The organism is Streptomyces antioxidans (genome assembly GCF_000968685.2).
Taxonomy (GTDB): Bacteria; Actinomycetota; Actinomycetes; order Streptomycetales; family Streptomycetaceae; genus Streptomyces; species Streptomyces antioxidans.
The window spans coordinates 204,253-221,299 of sequence record NZ_LAKD02000119.1 but is presented as its reverse complement, the minus strand read 5'-3'; the positions used below and the strand labels follow the sequence as shown (position 1 = coordinate 221,299).

Below are 17,047 nucleotides of genomic sequence, written 5' to 3'. Positions count from 1 at the left end.
AGAGGGTCATTGCGCGGCTTGACCTCAACGCCGCTCCCGTACTCGCAGGGCGGTCCTGGCGTTCAGTGGCGTTGTCAGGCTTGCGCGGTGGGCCGGACGACGATCTCGTTGACGTCGACGCCGGCGGGCTGCTCGATCGCGTAGCCGATGGCGGAGGCGATGGCGGAGGGCGGCATCGCGATCTCGTCGCGCATCTGAGTCAGTGCTGCGGATACCTCGGGAGTGGCTCCCTTGCCGACACCCTCGGTGTGGGTGAAGCCGGGCGAAATGACCGTCACGCTCAAATCGGGACCCGATTCCTGGCGCAGGCCCTCGGAGATCACGTTCACCGCCGCCTTGGTGGCCGCGTAGACGGCTTGGGGGGATTTGACGACATAGGCCGCGGTGGAGCTGACATTGACGAAGTGGCCGGAGCCCTGCCGCCGGAAGACGGGGAGGGCCGCCCCGATGCCGTTGAGCAGACCGGTGATGTGCGTGGAGACCATGCTGTCCCAGTCGTCCTGCCGCAGTTCGTCGAACGGGGAGACGGCCATGGTGCCCGCGTTGGAGACGAGAACGTCCAGGCGGCCGTACCGCTCGATGGCGGTATCGGTGAGGCGGCGGAGGTCTTCGCGGCGAGTGACGTCGACGACGACGCCGGTGGCGGTTCCGCCCTTGGCCGTGATGCCGTCCACCACAGTGCTCAGCCGGTCCCCGCGCCGGGCCCCGAGCACGAGCCGGGCTCCCTTTTCGGCGAGGAAGCTCGCGGTCGCCTCGCCGATGCCGCTGCTGGCACCCGTGATCGCGATGACCTTGCCCTGGATGGTCGACATGATCAAGTTCCCTCCCGAGAGGTGTGCCCAGGTCATCGCGTGACCTAGAGTGAAAACGGGGTCATCCCCACTTATTCGAAAGGTAATCGGAGACGTCCCCACTTAGCAAGTCGGGGCACCCGGGAAGGGAAGTCGAAAAGGATGGTCGACGAGGTGCACCGCCCGTTGCGCGCCGACGCACAGCGCAACAGGGACAAGATCCTCACCGCTGCCGCACGCGTGTTCACCGCGGAGGGCCTGAACGCGCAGATGGACCGAATCGCCAAGGAGGCGGGCGTGGGCAGTGCGACTCTGTACCGCAACTTCCCCACCCGGGAGGCTCTGGTCGAGGCCGTCTACCGCAACGAGGTGGCCCAGCTCTGCGATTCCGTCTCTTCCCTGCTGGCACAGCGGCCGCCGGACGAGGCCCTGCGCTCGTGGACGCGTCTGTTCCTGGACTACGTCACCACGAAATACGGCATGATCGACGCCTTGCGCGCCATCGCCGCAACGGGAAGCAACCCCTACGGCCGCAGCAGGGAGATGATCCAGACAGCCGTCGCCACCCTCATGGACGCCTGCGCGGCAGCCGGGAAGATCCGAAGCGATATCCCCCCGACCGACATCAGCGCCGCGCTGGAGGGCATCGCCCTCACATCGGCGGGCGCGGAACACCGACAGCAGGCAGAGCGCCTGCTCGACCTCATCCTGGACGGCCTCAAGATCCGTGCCTGAAGACCTCGCGCCTCCGACCCCTGCCGGGCTGGCGCCGACGGTCAGGAAATCGGGCCAAACGCGGGCAAAATTTCTCCGCGGCGCTAGACTTTAACGGCTAGTTTCCTTGTAGCGTTCGCGTTAGTGCGGGTAGGTTCTGCGCCATGACCGCATCCCAGACTCCGACCACTGCCGAGGAGCTGCGCGGTGCCGGCCTGCGGGTGACGGCCGCCCGGGTCGCCTTGCTGGAGACCGTCCGGGACGGTGATCACCTCGGGGTCGAGGCGATCGCCTCCGGGGTGCGCGACCGCGTCGGCCACATCTCCCTCCAGGCTGTGTACGAGGGCCTGCACGCACTGACCGCGGTGGGCCTCGTACGCCGCATCGAGCCGGCGGGCAACCCCGCCCGGTTCGAAGGACGCGTCGGGGACAACCACCACCACGTCGTCTGCCGGACATGTGGTGCCGTCGCCGACGTCGACTGCGCCGCCGGTGAGGCACCCTGCCTGACCGCGTCCGATGACCACGGCTTCTCCGTCGACGAGGCCGAGGTCATCTACTGGGGCCAGTGCCCCGACTGTTCCACCGCCACCAGTTCCTGAGCACCATGATCCGCCCTAGCGTGGAAGGATTTTCCATGTCCGAGAACCATGAGGCAATCGTCGTAGACCCGAAAACAGAGGAAGCGGGGGGCTGCCCGGTCGCGCACGGGCGCGCTCCCCACCCCACGCAGGGCGGCGGGAACCGTCAGTGGTGGCCGGACCGGCTCAACCTGAAGATCCTCGCCAAGAACCCCCCGGTGACGAACCCGCTGGGTGAGGAGTTCGACTACGCGGAGGCGTTCCAGGCCCTCGACCTCGCGGCGGTGAAGCGGGACATCGCCGAGGTGCTGACCACCTCGCAGGACTGGTGGCCCGCCGACTTCGGCAACTACGGCCCGCTGATGATCCGCATGGCCTGGCACAGCGCCGGCACCTACCGCATCAGCGACGGCCGCGGCGGCGCCGGTGCCGGTCAGCAGCGCTTCGCCCCGCTCAACAGCTGGCCGGACAACGCCAGCCTCGACAAGGCCCGCCGGCTGCTGTGGCCGGTCAAGAAGAAGTACGGCCAGAGCATCTCCTGGGCCGACCTCATGGTCCTCACCGGCAATGTCGCCCTGGAGACGATGGGCTTTACGACCTTCGGCTTCGGTGGTGGCCGCGCCGACGTCTGGGAGGCCGAGGAGGACGTCTACTGGGGCCCGGAGACCACCTGGCTCGGCGATGAGCGCTACACCGGCGACCGCGAGCTGGAGAACCCGCTCGGCGCGGTCCAGATGGGCCTGATCTACGTCAACCCGGAGGGCCCCAACGGCAACCCGGACCCGATCGCCGCGGCCCGCGACATCCGCGAGACCTTCCGCCGGATGGCGATGAACGACGAGGAGACCGTCGCCCTCATCGCCGGTGGCCACACCTTCGGCAAGACCCACGGCGCGGGCCCCGCGGACGCCGTCGGCCCGGACCCGGAGGCCGCCCCGATGGAGCAGCTGGGCCTCGGCTGGAAGAGCAGCCACGGCACGGGCGCGGGCAAGGACGCCATCACCAGTGGCCTCGAGGTCACCTGGACGGCCACCCCCACCCAGTGGAGCAACGGGTTCTTCAAGAACCTCTTCGAGTACGAGTACGAGCTCACCAAGAGCCCGGCCGGGGCCAACCAGTGGGTGGCCAAGGACGCCCCGGAGATCGTTCCGAACGCCTTCGACCCGGACAAGAAGCAGCGTCCGACGATGCTCACCACGGACCTCTCGCTGAAGTTCGACCCGATCTACGAGCCGATCTCCCGCCGGTTCTACGAGAACCCGCAGGAGTTCGCGGACGCCTTCGCCCGTGCCTGGTACAAGCTGACCCACCGCGACATGGGCCCGAAGTCGCTATACCTCGGCCCGGAGGTCCCGGAGGAGACCCTGCTGTGGCAGGACCCGCTGCCCGAGGCCGGGGGCGAGCCCATCGACGCCGCCGATGTCACGGCGCTCAAGGCCAAGATCCTCGACTCCGGACTGACCGTCTCCCAGCTGGTCGGCGCCGCATGGGCGTCCGCCGCATCCTTCCGCGGCAGCGACAAGCGCGGTGGCGCCAACGGCGCCCGGATCCGCCTGGAGCCCCAGCGCGGCTGGGAGGTCAACAACCCGGACGAGCTCGCGCAGGTCCTGCACACCCTGGAGTCCGTCCAGGGCGAGTTCAACTCCGGCGCCAAGAAGGTCTCCCTGGCCGACCTGATCGTCCTCGGTGGCTCCGCCGCCGTGGAGAAGGCCGCCAAGGACGCTGGTGTCGACGTCGAGGTGGCCTTCGCCCCGGGCCGTGTCGACGCGGGCGACGAGCACACCGACGCCGAGTCGTTCGCCGCGCTGGAGCCGACCTACGACGGGTTCCGCAACTACGTCGGCAAGGGCAACCGCCTCCCGGCCGAGTACCTGCTGCTGGACCGGGCGAACCTGCTCACCCTGAGCGCCCCCGAGACGACCGTCCTGGTCGGCGGGTTGCGGGTGCTGGGCGCGAACCACAACGGGTCCAAGCACGGCGTCCTCACCGAGACCCCGGGCAAGCTCACCAACGACTTCTTCGTCAACCTGCTCGACCTGGGCACGACCTGGAAGTCCACGTCCGAGGACCAGACCACGTTCGAGGGCCGTGACGCCTCGGGCGCGGTCAAGTGGACCGGCACCCGTGCCGACCTCGTCTTCGGCTCCAACTCCGAGCTGCGCGCCCTCGCGGAGGTCTACGCGAGCGACGACGCCAAGGAGAAGTTCGTGCACGACTTCGTCGCGGCGTGGGTCAAGGTCATGAACCTGGACCGGTTCGACCTCGTCTGATCCGCTCCGAGCACACACCGTCCAGGCCGGTCCGCACGGACCGGCCTGGACGGCGTTCGGGCCCCCACCGGGCCGACCCACACGCTTTGCCATCTCTTTACAACGCGTCCCGCCGCTGCCTCGTCTCTCCGCTCGATCCGTAACCCAGCCCCGCCGCATTGCCCGTGGCCGGGCGGACCGACGAAAGAGAGCGACACATGCGCCGCACTGTCCTCAGCGCGATGACACTCGCGTGCACCGCCGTACTGGCGGCCACCGCCCCCGCGTTCGCCGACGACGCGACCACCCCCGCCCCCCGCCGCACTCCCGCGGCCTCCGCCAGCCCGGTCCCGAGCGAGCGGCCGACCCGTACGCCCGCCTCCGCCGTCCCGGCCCCGAGGGAGGAACCGGCCCAGAAGCGCGACCGCGGCCAGGTCGCCGTCGTGCCGAAGGGCGCGCCGAACACCGGAGTGACCGCCGAGTCCGCCGGGTCCTCCGGGTCCTCCGGGTCCTCCGGGTCTTCCGGGGACGAGGGCGCGCTGATCGGCGGGGGCGCCGCCGCGGTGCTCGCCGCGGGCGGCGCGGCGGTCCTCGTCGTACGCCGCCGCCGGGCGACCGGGGCATGACCCCGTTCTCCAGGCGCGCCTTCGCCACCGCGGCGGTGGCCTCGCTGCTCGCGGGCTGCGGCGGCCACCAGGCCCGGCAGACCACGGCCGCACGGCCCTCCGGAAGGAGGCCACCGCCGACCCCCGTGAAGCCGGCGCGCCCCCTGGGGCGTTCGGTCCCGGTCGGGCTGCGGATCCCGGCCATCGGCGTTGACACCCCGGTCATCCGGCTGGGGCTGGCGCCGGACGGGAGCGTGGCGGTGCCGCCGGTCACGGCACACGACCGCGCGGGCTGGTACCGGCACTCGCCGACACCGGGGCAGCTCGGCCCGTCCGTCATCCTCGGCCATGTCACGGTCGGCGGCTACGGTGACGGGGTCTTCCGCCACTTGGCGCGGCTGCGCCGGGGTGACCGGGTCGAGGCGCGCCTGGAGAACGGCACGGCGGCACGGTTCGATATCAGTGCCGTACGGACCGTCGCCAAGGCGGACTTCCCGGCGGACCGGGTCTACGGGAACGTGAACCGCCCGGAGCTGCGGCTGATCACCTGTGGCGGCCCCCGCTCCGGCGACGGCTACCTCGACAACGTGATCGTCTTCGCCGCGCTGACGTCCGCCGCCCCCTGACCCACCGAAAGGGTCCCGGGCCCGTGGAACCCACGGCGGCGGCCCGGGATCCTCCCCTCCGAAGTGCCCTCACGGCCGAGTGCCGTCCCGACCATGGAGTGTGTTGAAACGGTCCCGTGACAGGGCGGCGTCCGAGCTGTTCGCCGCCCTCTACCCGCGCCTGGCCGGCTGGTGCCGCCGTCTCGTCGACGACGACGAGACGGCGCATGAGATCGCCTCCGAGGCGTTCACCCGGCTCTGGGCCCGCTGGACGTCCGTTGAGGAGCCCCGTGGCTTCCTCTACGTCACCGCGGCCAATCTCGTCCGGGACCACTGGCGCAAGGTGGAGCGCGAGCGCAGGGCCATGCGCCGTGCCACCACGGAAGCCGCCGTACGCCCCCACACCGAACCGTCCGACCCGTCGGTGCGCCTGCTCGTGCAGTCGCTGCCGGAACGGCTGCGCGTCCCGATCCTGCTGCACTACTACGCTGACATGCCGATCCGGGAGGTGTCCGTACTGACCGGGCGCAAGGAAGGAACCGTCAAGGCCGACCTCCACGCGGCCCGGGAACTGCTCCGCGTCCACCTGAGGAGAAGCCTTGACCCCACGCTGTGACGACGGCCCGGAGCACATCGGCCCCGAGCGGGAGCCCGACGACCCCCTCGCGGTGATCCTGCGGCCCCCCTCCGACTACCTCGGCCCGCCCCCCGGCCGGTACGAGGCGGTCCGCCGCACCGCGGCCCGCCGCAGGCTGCTGCGCACCGCGGCCGGGGTCGGGGTGTCCTGCGCCGTGGCCGTCCTGATCGCGCTGCCGCTCCGCTCCGCGTCGCCCGAGCCGCCCGCGCGCCCGACGGTCCCGCTCGCCCCGCCGCCCACGACCGGCCGTACGGCGCCCCCGCTTCCGTCGGCGCCCACCGGTCCTTCGGTGTCCCCCAGGCCGTCGACGCCGTCCGAGTCGTCCGGTCAGCGCCGCACCCGCGGGCCCCGCCAGACCGTGCGCCCCCAGGACGGTGCGAAGGCCCCCGTCCGCGGACGCTCGGCGGCCCCCGACTCCCCGACGCGGGCCGTGCCGTCGGAGCGCGGGGACCGCGTTCCGACCCCCGGGAACACGCGTCGGCCGTAAGGCGGCCCCGAGCGGGCCGCCTCCGTCCTGCTACGCCTGCGAACCGATGCCGGTCAGCGACCGCACTTCCATCTCCGCCTGCTTCTTGGGATCCGCGGGCTCCTTGCTGAAGACCGTGCCGAGGAAGCCGCAGAGGAAGGAGAGCGGAATGGACACCAGTCCGGGGTTGGTGAGCGGGAACCAGTGGAAGTCCACGCCCTTGATGACCGACGTGGAGCTGCCCGAGATGGCCGGGGAGAAGACGATGAGCACCAGCCCGGACACCAGACCGCCGTAGATGCTCCACAGCGTGCCGGTGGTGTTGAAGCGCTTCCAGAACAGCGTGTAGAGGATCGTGGGCAGATTGGCGGACGCGGCGAGCGCCAGGGCCAGCGAGACCAGGAACGCGACGTTCTGGCCGTTGGTGAGGATGCCGCCGAGGATGGCCAGGAAGCCGATCACGAGCGCCGTCAGCCGGGCGACCCGGATCTCGGACCGCGGATCGGCCTTTCCGCCGCGGATCACATTGGCGTACACATCGTGGGCGAACGAGGCCGAGGCGGCCAGGGTCAGCCCGGCCACCACCGCCAGGATCGTCGCGAAGGCCACCGCGGAGACGATGCCCAGGAGCATCGCACCGCCGATCTCGAACGCGAGCAGGGGAGCCGCGGAGTTCTCGCCGCCGGGCGCGTTCACGATCTTGTCCGAGCCGACCAGCGCGGTGGCGCCGTAGCCGACGAGCAGGATCGACAGATAGAAGATGAACATCGACCAGGAGCACCACACCACCGAGCGCCGGGCCTCCTTGGCGTCCGGCACGGTGTAGAAGCGCATCAGCACGTGCGGCAGGCTGGAGATGCCGAGGACCAGGGCCAGGGAGAGCGAGACGAAGTCGAGCTGGTCCATCGCGTTGTTGCCGTACCAGCCGCCCGGGTTGAGCAGTTCGCCGCCCAGCGGGCTGTTCTGTGCCGCCTGGTCGAGGATGGCCGAGAGGCTGAACCCGAACTTGCCGAGCAGGAACACGCTCATGAAGGTCACACAGATCAGCAGCAGGCCCGCCTTGATGATCTGCACCCAGGTGGTGCCCTTCATGCCGCCCACCAGGACGTAGAAGACCATCACGAGCCCGACGCCGGTGATGATGAGGGCCTGCCCGCCCTTGCTGTGCACATTGAGCAGCAGGGCGATCAGCCCGCCCGCACCGGCCATCTGGGCGAGCATATAGAAGAACGTGATCACCAGGGTGGCGTTGGCCGCCGCCGCGCGCACCGGGCGCTGCCTCATCCGGAAGGCCATCACATCGCCGACCGTGAACCGCCCGGTGTTGCGCAGCCGTTCACCGACGAGCAGCAGCGCGACCAGCCAGGCCACCAGCCACCCCACGGAGTAGAGGAACCCGTCGTAGCCGTGGACGGCGATCGCCCCCGAGATGCCGAGGAAGGAGGCCGCGGAGAGGAAGTCGCCGGAGAGCGCGATGCCGTTCTGGACGCCGCTGAAGGCGCTGCCCGCGGCGTAGTAGTCGGACGTGGTCGAATTTCTGTTGGTGGCCTTGTAGACGACGAACAGCGTGATGACGACGAAAGCGAAGAAGACGCTCAGGTTGATCATCGGGCTGCCGGTCGTGCGGGCTGCGATCTGCACGGTCATTCCTTGCCGACTCCCGCCAGCTTGTGGACTGTGTCCACCTGGGGGTCAAGTTTCTTGTGCGCGAAGCGCCGGTACGTCAGGACGATCGCCATGGTCGTCACGAACTGCAGCAGACCGAAAACGGTGCCGGTGTTGACCGCGCCGAACAGCTTGCGGCTCATGAAGTCGTGGTCATAGGCCGAGAAGAGAACGAAGGTCATGTACCAGCACAGGAAGAACGCGCTCATCGGGAAGATGAACCAGAGCAGTCTCTTGCGCAGGAGTTTGAACTCCGGGCTCTGCTGGATCGCCTCGAAGTCGGGCTCCCCGATATCGTCACCGCGGTCGGTGAACCCCGGTCCGGTGGCCCGCTCTGCTGGCAATGGGGCGGGCGGTCGCACCGATTTATTCATGGTTTTCTCCGGGGTTTTTCTGACGAAACCGTCGGTTCGGGGGCGCCCGTGCTGGGGCGTCAGGGGAGGGCAACCGGCGGGCCCTTGACGCCGCAAGTGTAGTTAGGCGCCGGACGCAGTCAACGTGGCACCCGCCCCTGACCGGCGCAGGTGGGCCCCTGTCAGGTGGGGGCTGGGTGCTCAGGGTTGCGCCTTGGGGACATTTCGGTACCCGCCGTTGTGTCCCAAGTGTCGCCACTGGTACAACCAGTGGAAGGTCCATGGGGTGCGGGCGTGAGTGCGGTGAGCACGCCGCTGGGCAGCGGGTCTGTCATTGGCATATGACAGGAGCCCTCTGCTCGCCACTTCCTCCCCCGACGTGTTTGGATAGGCCAAGGAATGCAGTCCGCGGGGGTTTTCTCAAGAAGCCGGAGGTGGGTTGATCTGTGGGTTTCCTCGACCGCTCTCGCATCGTCGCAGGCGCGGGCCGGAATCGTTGGCTGATTCCTCCGGCGGCCCCTGCGATCCACTTCTCCGTCGGCCGGGCGTACGCCTGGAGCGTCTTTAAGATACTCCTGGGAAATTCCCTAGACTTCTCGGGAACGGCTGGACCCCGCAGTTTTGGCCGCTCCGGGTCGTGCTGAGCATGAACGTTACTGCTGGTATGGGGATCCTGGAGAAGGCCGCCCCGGTGATCCGCCGAAATCCGGTGACTGGCGCAGACGGTTCCTCGTCGAACGCGACCACGGCGGATTCCCCCGCAAAGGCAGCGGCATCGTGATACATCCCGGTGGGCAAGCCGGTTCGAGTGCGGAGCGCGCCTCATGACCCCGGGCAGGCACGCGGCCGCGCGCGACCGCTCGCCGTCGTGGTGGGCCGGCGTGACGGAGTGGCGCAACTGGCGGCTGCCGGTGAAGCTCGGCGCCGTTCTGGTGGTGCCCGCGCTGCTCGCCGTGGTCCTGGGCGTCGTGCAGATCCAGCGCGATGTCGCGCGCGCCAATACGTACGCGGATGTGCAGCGGCTGGTCAAACTGCGCGGTGGGCTACGGCCGTTGATCGGAGATCTGCAGGGGGAGCGCACCCTCTCGGCCGAGCGGCTGGGCGACGGCAGGTCCGCCGATCCGGCCGTGCTCCGCCAGCAGACCCAGCGCGTGGACCGCGCTCGGGCCGCCGTCACCCGTATCACACGGCGGACCCAGGGACTGACGGGGGTTTCGGCCAACCGCTACCGCGACGCCTCCAAGCTCCTGGACAAACTGCCCGGTCTGCGCGACCGGGTGACGTCCGGGGACCTCGGCTCATGGACCGCGGTGACCGAATACAGCAAGATCATCAACGGTCTGCTCGATCTGGACCAGGCGCTGGGCAGCAGGTTCGGTGACGCCCAGCTGTCGGGACCGGCCAGCGCGCTGTACGACCTGGAGATGGTCCAGGAGCAGGTGCACCTCCAGCATGTGATCGTCATGGTGGCGCCCGAGCCCGGCACCCTGGAGGACCCCAGGCTCATCAGGGCGCTCCAGGAGTCCGACATCCGCATGCGGGACAAGCTGAGCGACTTCCGCGCCGTGGCCGCCGCGGGGGACCAGAGCGCCTATGACCGCACGGTCACCGGCCCCGAGGTCGACCGGCGGACCAAGCTGCTGGACTCCGTGCTGTCCCGGGCGGGTTCGCCGAACGCCGGGCGGAACGCCGCCGGGGCCACGCCGTTCTCCCACCACAGCTGGCACCGCAGTTCGGAGGCGACCGGAAGCCTCATCAACGCGGTGGAGCAGCGGCTCGCCGACCGGCTCCGGGCGACCTCCGCCAAGCTCCAGGACGAGACCAGCGACCGGGCCGGTGCCGAGTCCGTGCTGCTCTTCGCGGTGCTCCTGCTCGCCTTCGCCATCGGCATCGGCATCGCCCGGCATCTGCTGCGGTCGCTGACCGTGCTGCGCTCCACCGCGCTCGACGTGGCCGAGCGCAGGCTCCCGGAGGCGGTGTCCAGCATCCGCGAGGGCGAGGCGTCCAGCACCGCGATCAGCGCCGTACCGGTGCACACCACCGAGGAGTTCGGGCAGCTCGCGAGGGCGTTCGACGCGGTGCACGGCCAGGCCGTACGGCTGGCCGCCGAACAGGCCGCGCTCCGCGGCGACCTGCGCGACACCCTGGTCAACCTCTCCCGGCGCAGCCAGAGCCTGGTGGACCGGCTGCTGCGCCTGATGGAGGAGCTGGAATCGCACGAAGAGGACCCGGACCAACTGGCCAGCCTCTTCAAGCTGGACCACCTTGCGACCCGGATGCGCCGGAACAACGAGAACCTGATGGTCCTGTGCGGCAGCACCCCGGTCCGCCCCTCAGAACAGCGGGTGCGGCTGGACAGCGTGGTGCGCGCCGCGGTCTCCGAGATCGAGCACTACCAGCGGGTGGTGGTGGAGCCCGTACCCACCGCCGAGGTGATCGGATACGCCGCCGGTGACCTGGCGCGAATGATCGCCGAGCTGCTGGACAACGCCACCGCGTTCTCCCCGCCGCAGTCCCAGGTGACCGTCAGCAATACCCTGCGGCTGGACGGCTCCGCGCTGATCGAGGTCCGCGACGAGGGGTTCGGAATGGGTGGCGCCGAATTGGCCAGGGCCCATCGGCGCGTGGCGGGGGACGCGTCCGTGGAGGTGCCGACGTCCCGGCAGCTGGGGCTGACCGTCGTCGGTCGGCTGGCCCGTCGCCACGGCGTCACCGTGGAGCTGGCCTCGGAGCGGCACACCGGTGGCGGACTGCGTGCGGGTGTGCTGGTACCGGCCAGGCTGATGCTCGGTGACAAGCCCGCCATCGCGGGCCGGGAGAGCTCGCTGCCGGTCCGGAAGACCACTGCCAGGACCCCCAGTACGTCCAGGACATCCAGTACGTCCGAGCCGGCGCGGGCGCACCGTGAGCTCGGCGCCGCCCCGGCGGCACCCCTGCCGCGCCGTGCGCCCGACGGCGCCCGCTCGCCGCGCGCCGGTGACGCTCCGGCCGCGTCCGGGCACACGGGCCGCTCGCTGCCCACGCGCCCCGGGTCCTCGCGGGCGTTCACGGATCCCCAGCAGACCGGCGGACTGCCGCGCCGGACCCCCGCCAAGCCCGGCCACCCGGCCAGGCCAGGTCACCCCGCCGGGCCGGGCCACCCCAACCCGGTCGGCGAATCGGCCGGCGAGGGTCCACCGGTCGCCGAGGGGCCACCGGTCGCCGAGGGGCCACGGGTCGGCGAGGGCCCATCGGTCGGTGAGGGTCCACGGGTCGGCGAGGGCACCCCGGCCAACGGCACCCCCTCGCCCTGGTTCGTCTCGCCCGAGACGGCACCGGCGGCCTCCCACGGCGAGGAGCCGCCCGACGGCCGTCAGCTCGCGGACCCTCCGGCGTCCGCCGCCTCCCGGCGGTCCGAACCCACTTCGTCCGGACCCCCCGAAGAGGACCGTCCGGACCCCGCCGACGAGCCCGGCCAGATCGTCCATGAACGGCCCGGTGCCGCGGAGGCGGGCGGCGTCACCCAGGCCGGGCTGCCCCGGCGGGTGCCGCGCCAGGGCCAGGCGGCGGACCGGGACGGGCCGCGCGCCACCGGAGAGCGGCCCGCGCGGCGCGCCGCCGCGGACGAGGCCGCCGCGCGGCGGGACGCGGGGCGTACCCATTCGTTCCTCAGCAATTACCAGTCGGGCATCCGGCGGGCTCCTCAGCCCGGCGGACGCGATGAGACATAAGACCCCAGCGAAGATGGACAGGAAGAACCCATGACCTCACCCCAGCTGCGGGAGGTGAGCCAGTTCGGATGGCTGGTCACCAACTTCACCGAGCGCGTGCCCAACGTGGCGTGCGCCGTGGTGGTTTCGGCCGACGGGCTGTTGCTCACCGCGTCGGAAGGGCTGGCGGCCGATCGGGCCGAGCAGGTCGCCACCATAGCCGCCGGGGCCATCAGCCTGATCCAGGGCGCTGCCGAGTGCCTGGACACCGGTGATGTGCGGTCCTCGGTGATCCAGATGGAGCTCGGGAACATGCTCCTGATGTCGATCAAGGACGGCTCGTGCCTCGTCGTGCTGGCGGCGCCGGACTGCGAGATCGGTCAGGTGGCGTACGAGATGACGGTACTGGTCGACCAGGCCGGCGAGATGCTGACCCCGGAACTCCGCGCCGAGCTGCAGCAATTGAACCTTCGGACCGCACAGCGGACAGCAGCCCAATAGGCCGGACGGGGAGATGATGAGCACCGGTGAAGGCCCTTCCGGGCGGGGACCTGGGAGAGAACAGGGGACGGGGGACGAACAGACCTTCGCCGATGTGCTCAACGCCTTCAGCCTCGGCAAGGGGCGACGCGGGCGGAAGCCACCGCGGTCCGACGGGGCGCCCGAGGGCGCCAGGTCCCGCCGCCGGGGCGGGGACACCCGGCCGGAGGAATCCGGGGAGCCTGGGGGGACCGGGGAGACTGGGGAGCCGGGGGGACCCTTCCCGCGGGGGGCGTCGGAGCCGGAGCGGACGGGCGTCTGGGAGGCTCCGGAGTACGACGGCGGCCAGGGCCCGGCCTCGCTGGTGCGCGCCTACTCCTGGACGGGCGGTCGGACCAGGTCCGACCATCACTTCGAAGTCGAGACCCTGGTGTCCACCACCGAGCTGGGTCACGGCTCGATGGACACCTCGCAGGCGGACCACCGCCCGGTGATCGCGCTCTGCCAGGAGCCGCGGTCGGTGGCCGAGGTGGCGGCCATGCTCCCGGTGCCGCTGGGGGTGGCCAAGGTCCTGCTCGGCGACATGGCCGAGCAGGGCCTGATCGCCGTCCACGGGACGGCCTCCGCGGAGGGCGAGCCGCCGGACGTCGCCCTGATGGAGCGCGTGCTGGTGGGTCTTCGGCGGATCTAGCGGCTTCGGGCCGGTGCAGTGCGCTGCGGCTTCGCCGCGCCGGAACCGACAGATCCCGCGCGGTGATATGCCCCCTTCCGTGCCGAACGCCCGCCAACAAGCCCTCACCCGCTGATTGCTTATGCGCGTTCAAAGCCAACACTGAGCAGTTTCACGCTCTTGACGTGATTCGGTCCGATCGGTTTACTCCCTGGCACCGCCGATGTCGAATCCTCGGCGGCAGAGGTACGCCCAGCCGGTATGCGGCTCCGCCGCGAGTCCGGCCCGAGTCGCCAGGTCGCTGTCGATGACCGAGGCGGGGCCGTGCCCTCGGATCATGGAGCTCTCAGCGATGAGCCTGAACCGTTCGCGTATCCCTCCCCCCGTGCGCGGCGGTCCGTCCCGGCGTGGGGTCCTGCGCGGCGGGGCGATGGCGCTCACCGGTGCCATGGGCGCCACGGGTGCCGCCGTGGCGGGGTGCGGAACGGGCCTGGGGGTGGATTCCCATGGAGTCGTCCACATCGAGGTGTGGCACGGGCAGACCAGCACCGCCCTGCGGACGGTCAAGCGGCTCGTGGCCGACTTCCACCGTGGTCACCCGGCGATACGGATCGACCTGAGCGGCGGTGTGCTGGCGGACGACATGCTGCAGAAGGTGATGACCGGTCTCGTCGCCGGATCCCCGCCCGATGTGGCCTATGTCTTCGGCTCCGACCTGGCCAGCGTCGCCAGAAGCCCCCAGCTGGCGGATCTGACGAGCGTCGTGGAGTCCGGGCAGGTGCCCTGGAAGCAGTACTGGCCCGCCGCCCGGGAGGGCGTCACGGTCGACGGTGTGGTCCGTGCGGTGCCCGCGGTGCTGGACTCGCTGGCCGTGGTGTGCAATAAGGCCCTCTTCCGCCGGGCGGGCCTTGAGCTGCCGGAACCCGGCTGGACATGGCGGGACTTCACCGAGACGGCCAGGAAGCTGACCGACCGCGGCCGGGGCGCGTTCGGCACCGGCTGGCCCGCCGCGGGTGACGAGGACACGGTGTGGCGGATGTGGCCCATGGTCTGGGACCTGGGCGGCGAGGTCATCGCCGAGGGCAAGCGGGAGGTCGGATTCGCGGGCGAACCCGGGGTCCGGTCCCTCGAGGTGCTGGCGGCACTCGCCGGGGACAGCAGCGTCTACGTCGATCCCAAACCCGGTGGCGAGCAGATGTACCAGGCGTTCGCCGCCGGACGGCTGGGCATGGTCGCCACCGGCCCCTGGCAGCTGCCCGACATCCGCCAGGCGAAGATCGACTATCAGGTCGTACCCCTGCCGGGCTTCCGCGGCGGACGGTCGGTGACCATCTCGGGGCCCGACACCTGGAGCGTGTTCGACAACGGCTCCGCGCGGCTGAAGGCCGCCCGTACGTTCGTCGGCTGGCTCATGGAGCCCGGACAGGCGTACCGGTGGGACACCCAGGCGGGCAGCCTGCCGCAGAGCCGCCCGGCCGAGCGCCGTCCGCGGTGGCGGGCGTACGCGGCCGGGGTGCCCGGTCTGCAGGTGTTCACCGAGGTGCTGGAGACCGCCAGGGTACGCCCCGTCGACCGGGCCTATCCCAAGATCTCCATGCCGTTCGGCGAGGCCATCACCGCCGTCCTGCTCGGCAGGAGCACACCGGCGAAGGCCCTGCGGCGGTGCGCCGACGAGGCCAACGCGGCCATGGCCAAGGTGCGTTGAGGAGCCCCCGTGTCCCGTCTGCCCACCCCCATCACCCGTCCGGCGCCCCGCACACCGGCCCCTGCGGCGCCCCGCGCACCGGCCCGTCCCGCGCGCCGCGCAGGCCGCCGGGAGGCCGCGACCGCCTGGGTGTTCGTCCTCCCCTCCGTCCTGGTCATCCTGGGCCTGAGCGTCGTCCCCGTGCTGTGGTCCCTGCTGCTGTCGTTCCAGTACAGCGACCTCCTCACGCCGAGCGTCTGGGTGGGCTGGGACAACTACCGCCAGCTGGCCGACGATCCGCAGTTCGCCCAGGCCGTGCGCAACACCCTGGAGTACACCGCGCTGTACGTACCGCTGAGCATCGGCCTGGGGCTGGTGCTCGCGCTGGTCCTCGACCGCCGCATCCGGTTCGCCGGTCTGTACCGCACCCTGCTCTTCGTGCCGTTCGTGGTCTCGGCCGCCGCCCAGGGCGTGCTGTTCTCCTTCATCCTCGACCCGGAGTTCGGCGCGGCCAACTCGCTGCTGCACCACCTCGGAGTCTCCCCGCAGGGATTTCTGTCCGATCCGGGCCAGGCGCTGCTGGTCCTGGTGGGTATCTCGCTGTGGAGCGGCACCGGCTTCTGCGTCGTCATCTACCTCGCGGCCCTCCAGGACGTGCCACGCGAACTCACCGAGGCCGCCACCCTGGACGGCGCGGGACGCCGTCACGTGCTGCGCCATGTCACCCTGCCCACCATCGCGCCGGTCAGCGTGTTCCTGCTGCTCTGGCAGACGATCAGCGCCCTGCAGGTCTTCGACCTGGTGTACGTGACGACGAAGGGCGGTCCGCTCGGATCCACCACCGTGATCGTCTACTTCGTCTGGGAGCAGGCGTTCCGCAACTTCACCGCCGGTTACGGGGCCGCCGCGGCGTACGTCCTCGGCGTCGCCCTGCTCGTGGCCGCCGCCGCGCTGCGGCTGGTCCGGCGCCGCGGTGACCGCCGTATCGAGGGAGCCACGTCATGACGGACCCGTCCCGGCGGCGCGGCGTGCGGCTGCCGTTCAACCCGTGGCATCTGCTGCTCGCGCCACTCGCGCTGCTCTTCGCCGTACCGCTGATCTGGCTGGGGCTCAGCTCGGTGATGAGCGACGCGGAGATCAACCGCTTCCCGCCCGCGCTCTGGCCCTCGGGGATCCACCTGGGCGGCTACCGCTTCGTGCTCGGCAACGCGATGTTCCCGCGCTGGTTCGCCAACTCCCTGATCGTCTCGGCCGTGGCGGTGGTGTCCAATCTGCTGCTGGGGACGCTGGGCGGATACGCCTTCGCCCGGATGCGGTTCGGCGGTTCCCGGGTGCTGCTGGTGCTGATGCTGGCCACCATGGCCATCCCGTTCCAGCTGACGATGATCCCGACCTTCCTGGTGATGCGGAAGCTGGGGCTCGTCGACACCCTGGGTGCGCTGATCGTGCCGTCGCTGGTGACGCCGTTCGCGGTGTTCCTGCTGCGGCAGTTCTTCCTCTCCCTGCCCAGGGAGCTGGAGGAGGCCGCCTGGATCGACGGGTGTTCGCGGCTGCGGGTGCTGTTCCAGATCGTCGTGCCGCTGTCCCGCCCGGCGCTGAGCACGGTCGCCGTCCTGACCTTCCTCACCACCTGGAACGACCTGTCGTGGCCGCTCATCGCGCTGAACCACGACGCCAACTACACCCTCCAGCTGGGCCTGACCACCTTCCGGGGACAGCACCACACCCAGTGGTCGGCGGTGATGGCGGGGAACGTCATCACCGTCCTGCCGGTACTACTCGCCTTCCTCGCCGCCCAGAAGACCTTCGTCCGGTCGATCACCTCCACCGGTCTCAAGGGCTGACCGGCACCGCCAGC

17 protein-coding genes are annotated in these 17,047 nt (G+C 70.6%); 13 read left to right on the top strand and 4 right to left on the bottom strand.

The window, feature by feature from the left end:
• Positions 1-74: 74 nt before the first annotated feature.
• Positions 75-812 (bottom strand): SDR family oxidoreductase, encoded by a 738-nt coding sequence (locus tag VT50_RS33805; protein WP_046084787.1) that lies wholly within the window; start codon positions 810-812, stop codon positions 75-77.
• Positions 813-953: 141 nt separating this feature from the next.
• Between VT50_RS33805 and VT50_RS33800 the strand changes: the two genes are divergently transcribed.
• The 7 genes from VT50_RS33800 to VT50_RS33770 all read left to right on the top strand — a co-directional run bounded on the left by VT50_RS33800 (position 954) and on the right by VT50_RS33770 (position 6,669).
• Positions 954-1,526 (top strand): TetR/AcrR family transcriptional regulator, encoded by a 573-nt coding sequence (locus VT50_RS33800; RefSeq protein WP_046084786.1) that lies wholly within the window; start codon positions 954-956, stop codon positions 1,524-1,526.
• 143 nt (positions 1,527-1,669) lie between these two features.
• Positions 1,670-2,107, top strand: a complete 438-nt coding sequence (locus VT50_RS33795) for a Fur family transcriptional regulator (RefSeq protein ID WP_046084785.1) — start codon at positions 1,670-1,672, stop codon at positions 2,105-2,107.
• 35 nt (positions 2,108-2,142) lie between these two features.
• The gene (katG, locus tag VT50_RS33790) at positions 2,143-4,356 is read left to right on the top strand and encodes a catalase/peroxidase HPI (protein WP_046084784.1); all 2,214 of its coding nucleotides are present in this window, start codon (positions 2,143-2,145) and stop codon (positions 4,354-4,356) included.
• Positions 4,357-4,553: 197 nt separating this feature from the next.
• A complete protein-coding gene (locus VT50_RS33785; protein WP_046084783.1) occupies positions 4,554-4,961 on the top strand; it encodes a hypothetical protein in 408 nt (135 codons plus the stop codon).
• Positions 4,958-5,566, top strand: a complete 609-nt coding sequence (locus tag VT50_RS33780; RefSeq protein WP_046084782.1) for a class F sortase — start codon at positions 4,958-4,960, stop codon at positions 5,564-5,566. Before VT50_RS33785 ends, VT50_RS33780 begins: the two co-directional genes overlap by 4 nt.
• Positions 5,567-5,669: 103 nt before the next feature.
• Entirely contained in the window at positions 5,670-6,161 is a 492-nt protein-coding gene (locus tag VT50_RS33775; protein WP_046084781.1) for an RNA polymerase sigma factor, read from the top strand.
• The gene (locus VT50_RS33770; protein ID WP_046084780.1) at positions 6,145-6,669 is read left to right on the top strand and encodes a hypothetical protein; all 525 of its coding nucleotides are present in this window, start codon (positions 6,145-6,147) and stop codon (positions 6,667-6,669) included. Before VT50_RS33775 ends, VT50_RS33770 begins: the two co-directional genes overlap by 17 nt.
• Positions 6,670-6,699: 30 nt before the next feature.
• Here the strand turns inward: VT50_RS33770 and VT50_RS33765 are convergent, their stop codons facing one another.
• Together VT50_RS33765 and VT50_RS33760 are read right to left on the bottom strand one after the other, a co-directional pair.
• Positions 6,700-8,295 carry a solute symporter family protein gene (locus tag VT50_RS33765; RefSeq protein ID WP_046084779.1) on the bottom strand — a complete coding sequence of 532 codons (1,596 nt, stop codon included), beginning with the start codon at positions 8,293-8,295 and terminating at the stop codon, positions 6,700-6,702.
• Entirely contained in the window at positions 8,292-8,687 is a 396-nt protein-coding gene (locus VT50_RS33760; RefSeq protein WP_053048450.1) for a DUF485 domain-containing protein, read from the bottom strand. The genes VT50_RS33765 and VT50_RS33760 overlap by 4 nt, the downstream gene beginning before the upstream one ends.
• Positions 8,688-9,490: 803 nt before the next feature.
• Here VT50_RS33760 and VT50_RS33750 point away from each other — a divergent pair.
• Genes VT50_RS33750 through VT50_RS33740 form a run of 3 tightly spaced genes read left to right on the top strand, consistent with a single transcriptional unit; the run spans position 9,491 to position 13,526 of the window.
• On the top strand, positions 9,491-12,376 hold the full coding sequence (locus VT50_RS33750) for a sensor histidine kinase (RefSeq protein ID WP_046084777.1): 2,886 nt from the start codon (positions 9,491-9,493) through the stop codon (positions 12,374-12,376).
• 30 nt (positions 12,377-12,406) lie between these two features.
• On the top strand, positions 12,407-12,856 hold the full coding sequence (locus VT50_RS33745) for a roadblock/LC7 domain-containing protein (protein ID WP_046084776.1): 450 nt from the start codon (positions 12,407-12,409) through the stop codon (positions 12,854-12,856).
• Positions 12,857-12,872: 16 nt separating this feature from the next.
• Complete coding sequence (locus VT50_RS33740) at positions 12,873-13,526, top strand: DUF742 domain-containing protein (protein ID WP_075200274.1); 654 nt, start codon at positions 12,873-12,875, stop codon at positions 13,524-13,526.
• A 183-nt stretch (positions 13,527-13,709) separates the two neighbouring features.
• On the opposite strand, the gene VT50_RS41090 is transcribed toward VT50_RS33740, so the two are convergent.
• Positions 13,710-13,844 (bottom strand): hypothetical protein, encoded by a 135-nt coding sequence (locus VT50_RS41090; RefSeq protein ID WP_276207357.1) that lies wholly within the window; start codon positions 13,842-13,844, stop codon positions 13,710-13,712.
• 13 nt (positions 13,845-13,857) lie between these two features.
• On the opposite strand from VT50_RS41090, the gene VT50_RS33735 reads away from it, so the two are divergent.
• From VT50_RS33735 to VT50_RS33725, 3 genes are read left to right on the top strand one after another with little or no spacing between them, the layout of a single operon-like run.
• Positions 13,858-15,210: an ABC transporter substrate-binding protein gene (locus tag VT50_RS33735; protein ID WP_046084774.1), complete on the top strand. Its 1,353-nt coding sequence runs from the start codon at positions 13,858-13,860 to the stop codon at positions 15,208-15,210.
• Between the two features lie 9 nt (positions 15,211-15,219).
• Complete coding sequence (locus VT50_RS33730; protein ID WP_046084773.1) at positions 15,220-16,194, top strand: carbohydrate ABC transporter permease; 975 nt, start codon at positions 15,220-15,222, stop codon at positions 16,192-16,194.
• Positions 16,191-17,033, top strand: a complete 843-nt coding sequence (locus tag VT50_RS33725; RefSeq protein WP_046084772.1) for a carbohydrate ABC transporter permease — start codon at positions 16,191-16,193, stop codon at positions 17,031-17,033. The genes VT50_RS33730 and VT50_RS33725 overlap by 4 nt, the downstream gene beginning before the upstream one ends.
• The last annotated feature ends 14 nt before the right edge of the window (positions 17,034-17,047 follow it).

What these genes read in the sequence shown, in the direction of transcription:
- VT50_RS33795 (WP_046084785.1), top strand. Translation starts at nt 1,670, where the DNA reads ATGACCGCATCCCAGACTCCGACCACTGCCGAGGAGCTGCGCGGTGCC.
- katG (WP_046084784.1), top strand. Translation starts at nt 2,143, where the DNA reads ATGTCCGAGAACCATGAGGCAATCGTCGTAGACCCGAAAACAGAGGAA.
- VT50_RS33800 (WP_046084786.1), top strand. Translation starts at nt 954, where the DNA reads ATGGTCGACGAGGTGCACCGCCCGTTGCGCGCCGACGCACAGCGCAAC.
- VT50_RS33805 (WP_046084787.1), bottom strand. Translation starts at nt 812, where the DNA reads ATGTCGACCATCCAGGGCAAGGTCATCGCGATCACGGGTGCCAGCAGC.
- VT50_RS33780 (WP_046084782.1), top strand. Translation starts at nt 4,958, where the DNA reads ATGACCCCGTTCTCCAGGCGCGCCTTCGCCACCGCGGCGGTGGCCTCG.
- VT50_RS33760 (WP_053048450.1), bottom strand. Translation starts at nt 8,687, where the DNA reads ATGAATAAATCGGTGCGACCGCCCGCCCCATTGCCAGCAGAGCGGGCC.
- VT50_RS33740 (WP_075200274.1), top strand. Translation starts at nt 12,873, where the DNA reads ATGAGCACCGGTGAAGGCCCTTCCGGGCGGGGACCTGGGAGAGAACAG.
- VT50_RS33735 (WP_046084774.1), top strand. Translation starts at nt 13,858, where the DNA reads ATGAGCCTGAACCGTTCGCGTATCCCTCCCCCCGTGCGCGGCGGTCCG.
- VT50_RS33725 (WP_046084772.1), top strand. Translation starts at nt 16,191, where the DNA reads ATGACGGACCCGTCCCGGCGGCGCGGCGTGCGGCTGCCGTTCAACCCG.
- VT50_RS33750 (WP_046084777.1), top strand. Translation starts at nt 9,491, where the DNA reads ATGACCCCGGGCAGGCACGCGGCCGCGCGCGACCGCTCGCCGTCGTGG.
- VT50_RS33765 (WP_046084779.1), bottom strand. Translation starts at nt 8,295, where the DNA reads ATGACCGTGCAGATCGCAGCCCGCACGACCGGCAGCCCGATGATCAAC.
- VT50_RS33785 (WP_046084783.1), top strand. Translation starts at nt 4,554, where the DNA reads ATGCGCCGCACTGTCCTCAGCGCGATGACACTCGCGTGCACCGCCGTA.
- VT50_RS33745 (WP_046084776.1), top strand. Translation starts at nt 12,407, where the DNA reads ATGACCTCACCCCAGCTGCGGGAGGTGAGCCAGTTCGGATGGCTGGTC.
- VT50_RS41090 (WP_276207357.1), bottom strand. Translation starts at nt 13,844, where the DNA reads ATGATCCGAGGGCACGGCCCCGCCTCGGTCATCGACAGCGACCTGGCG.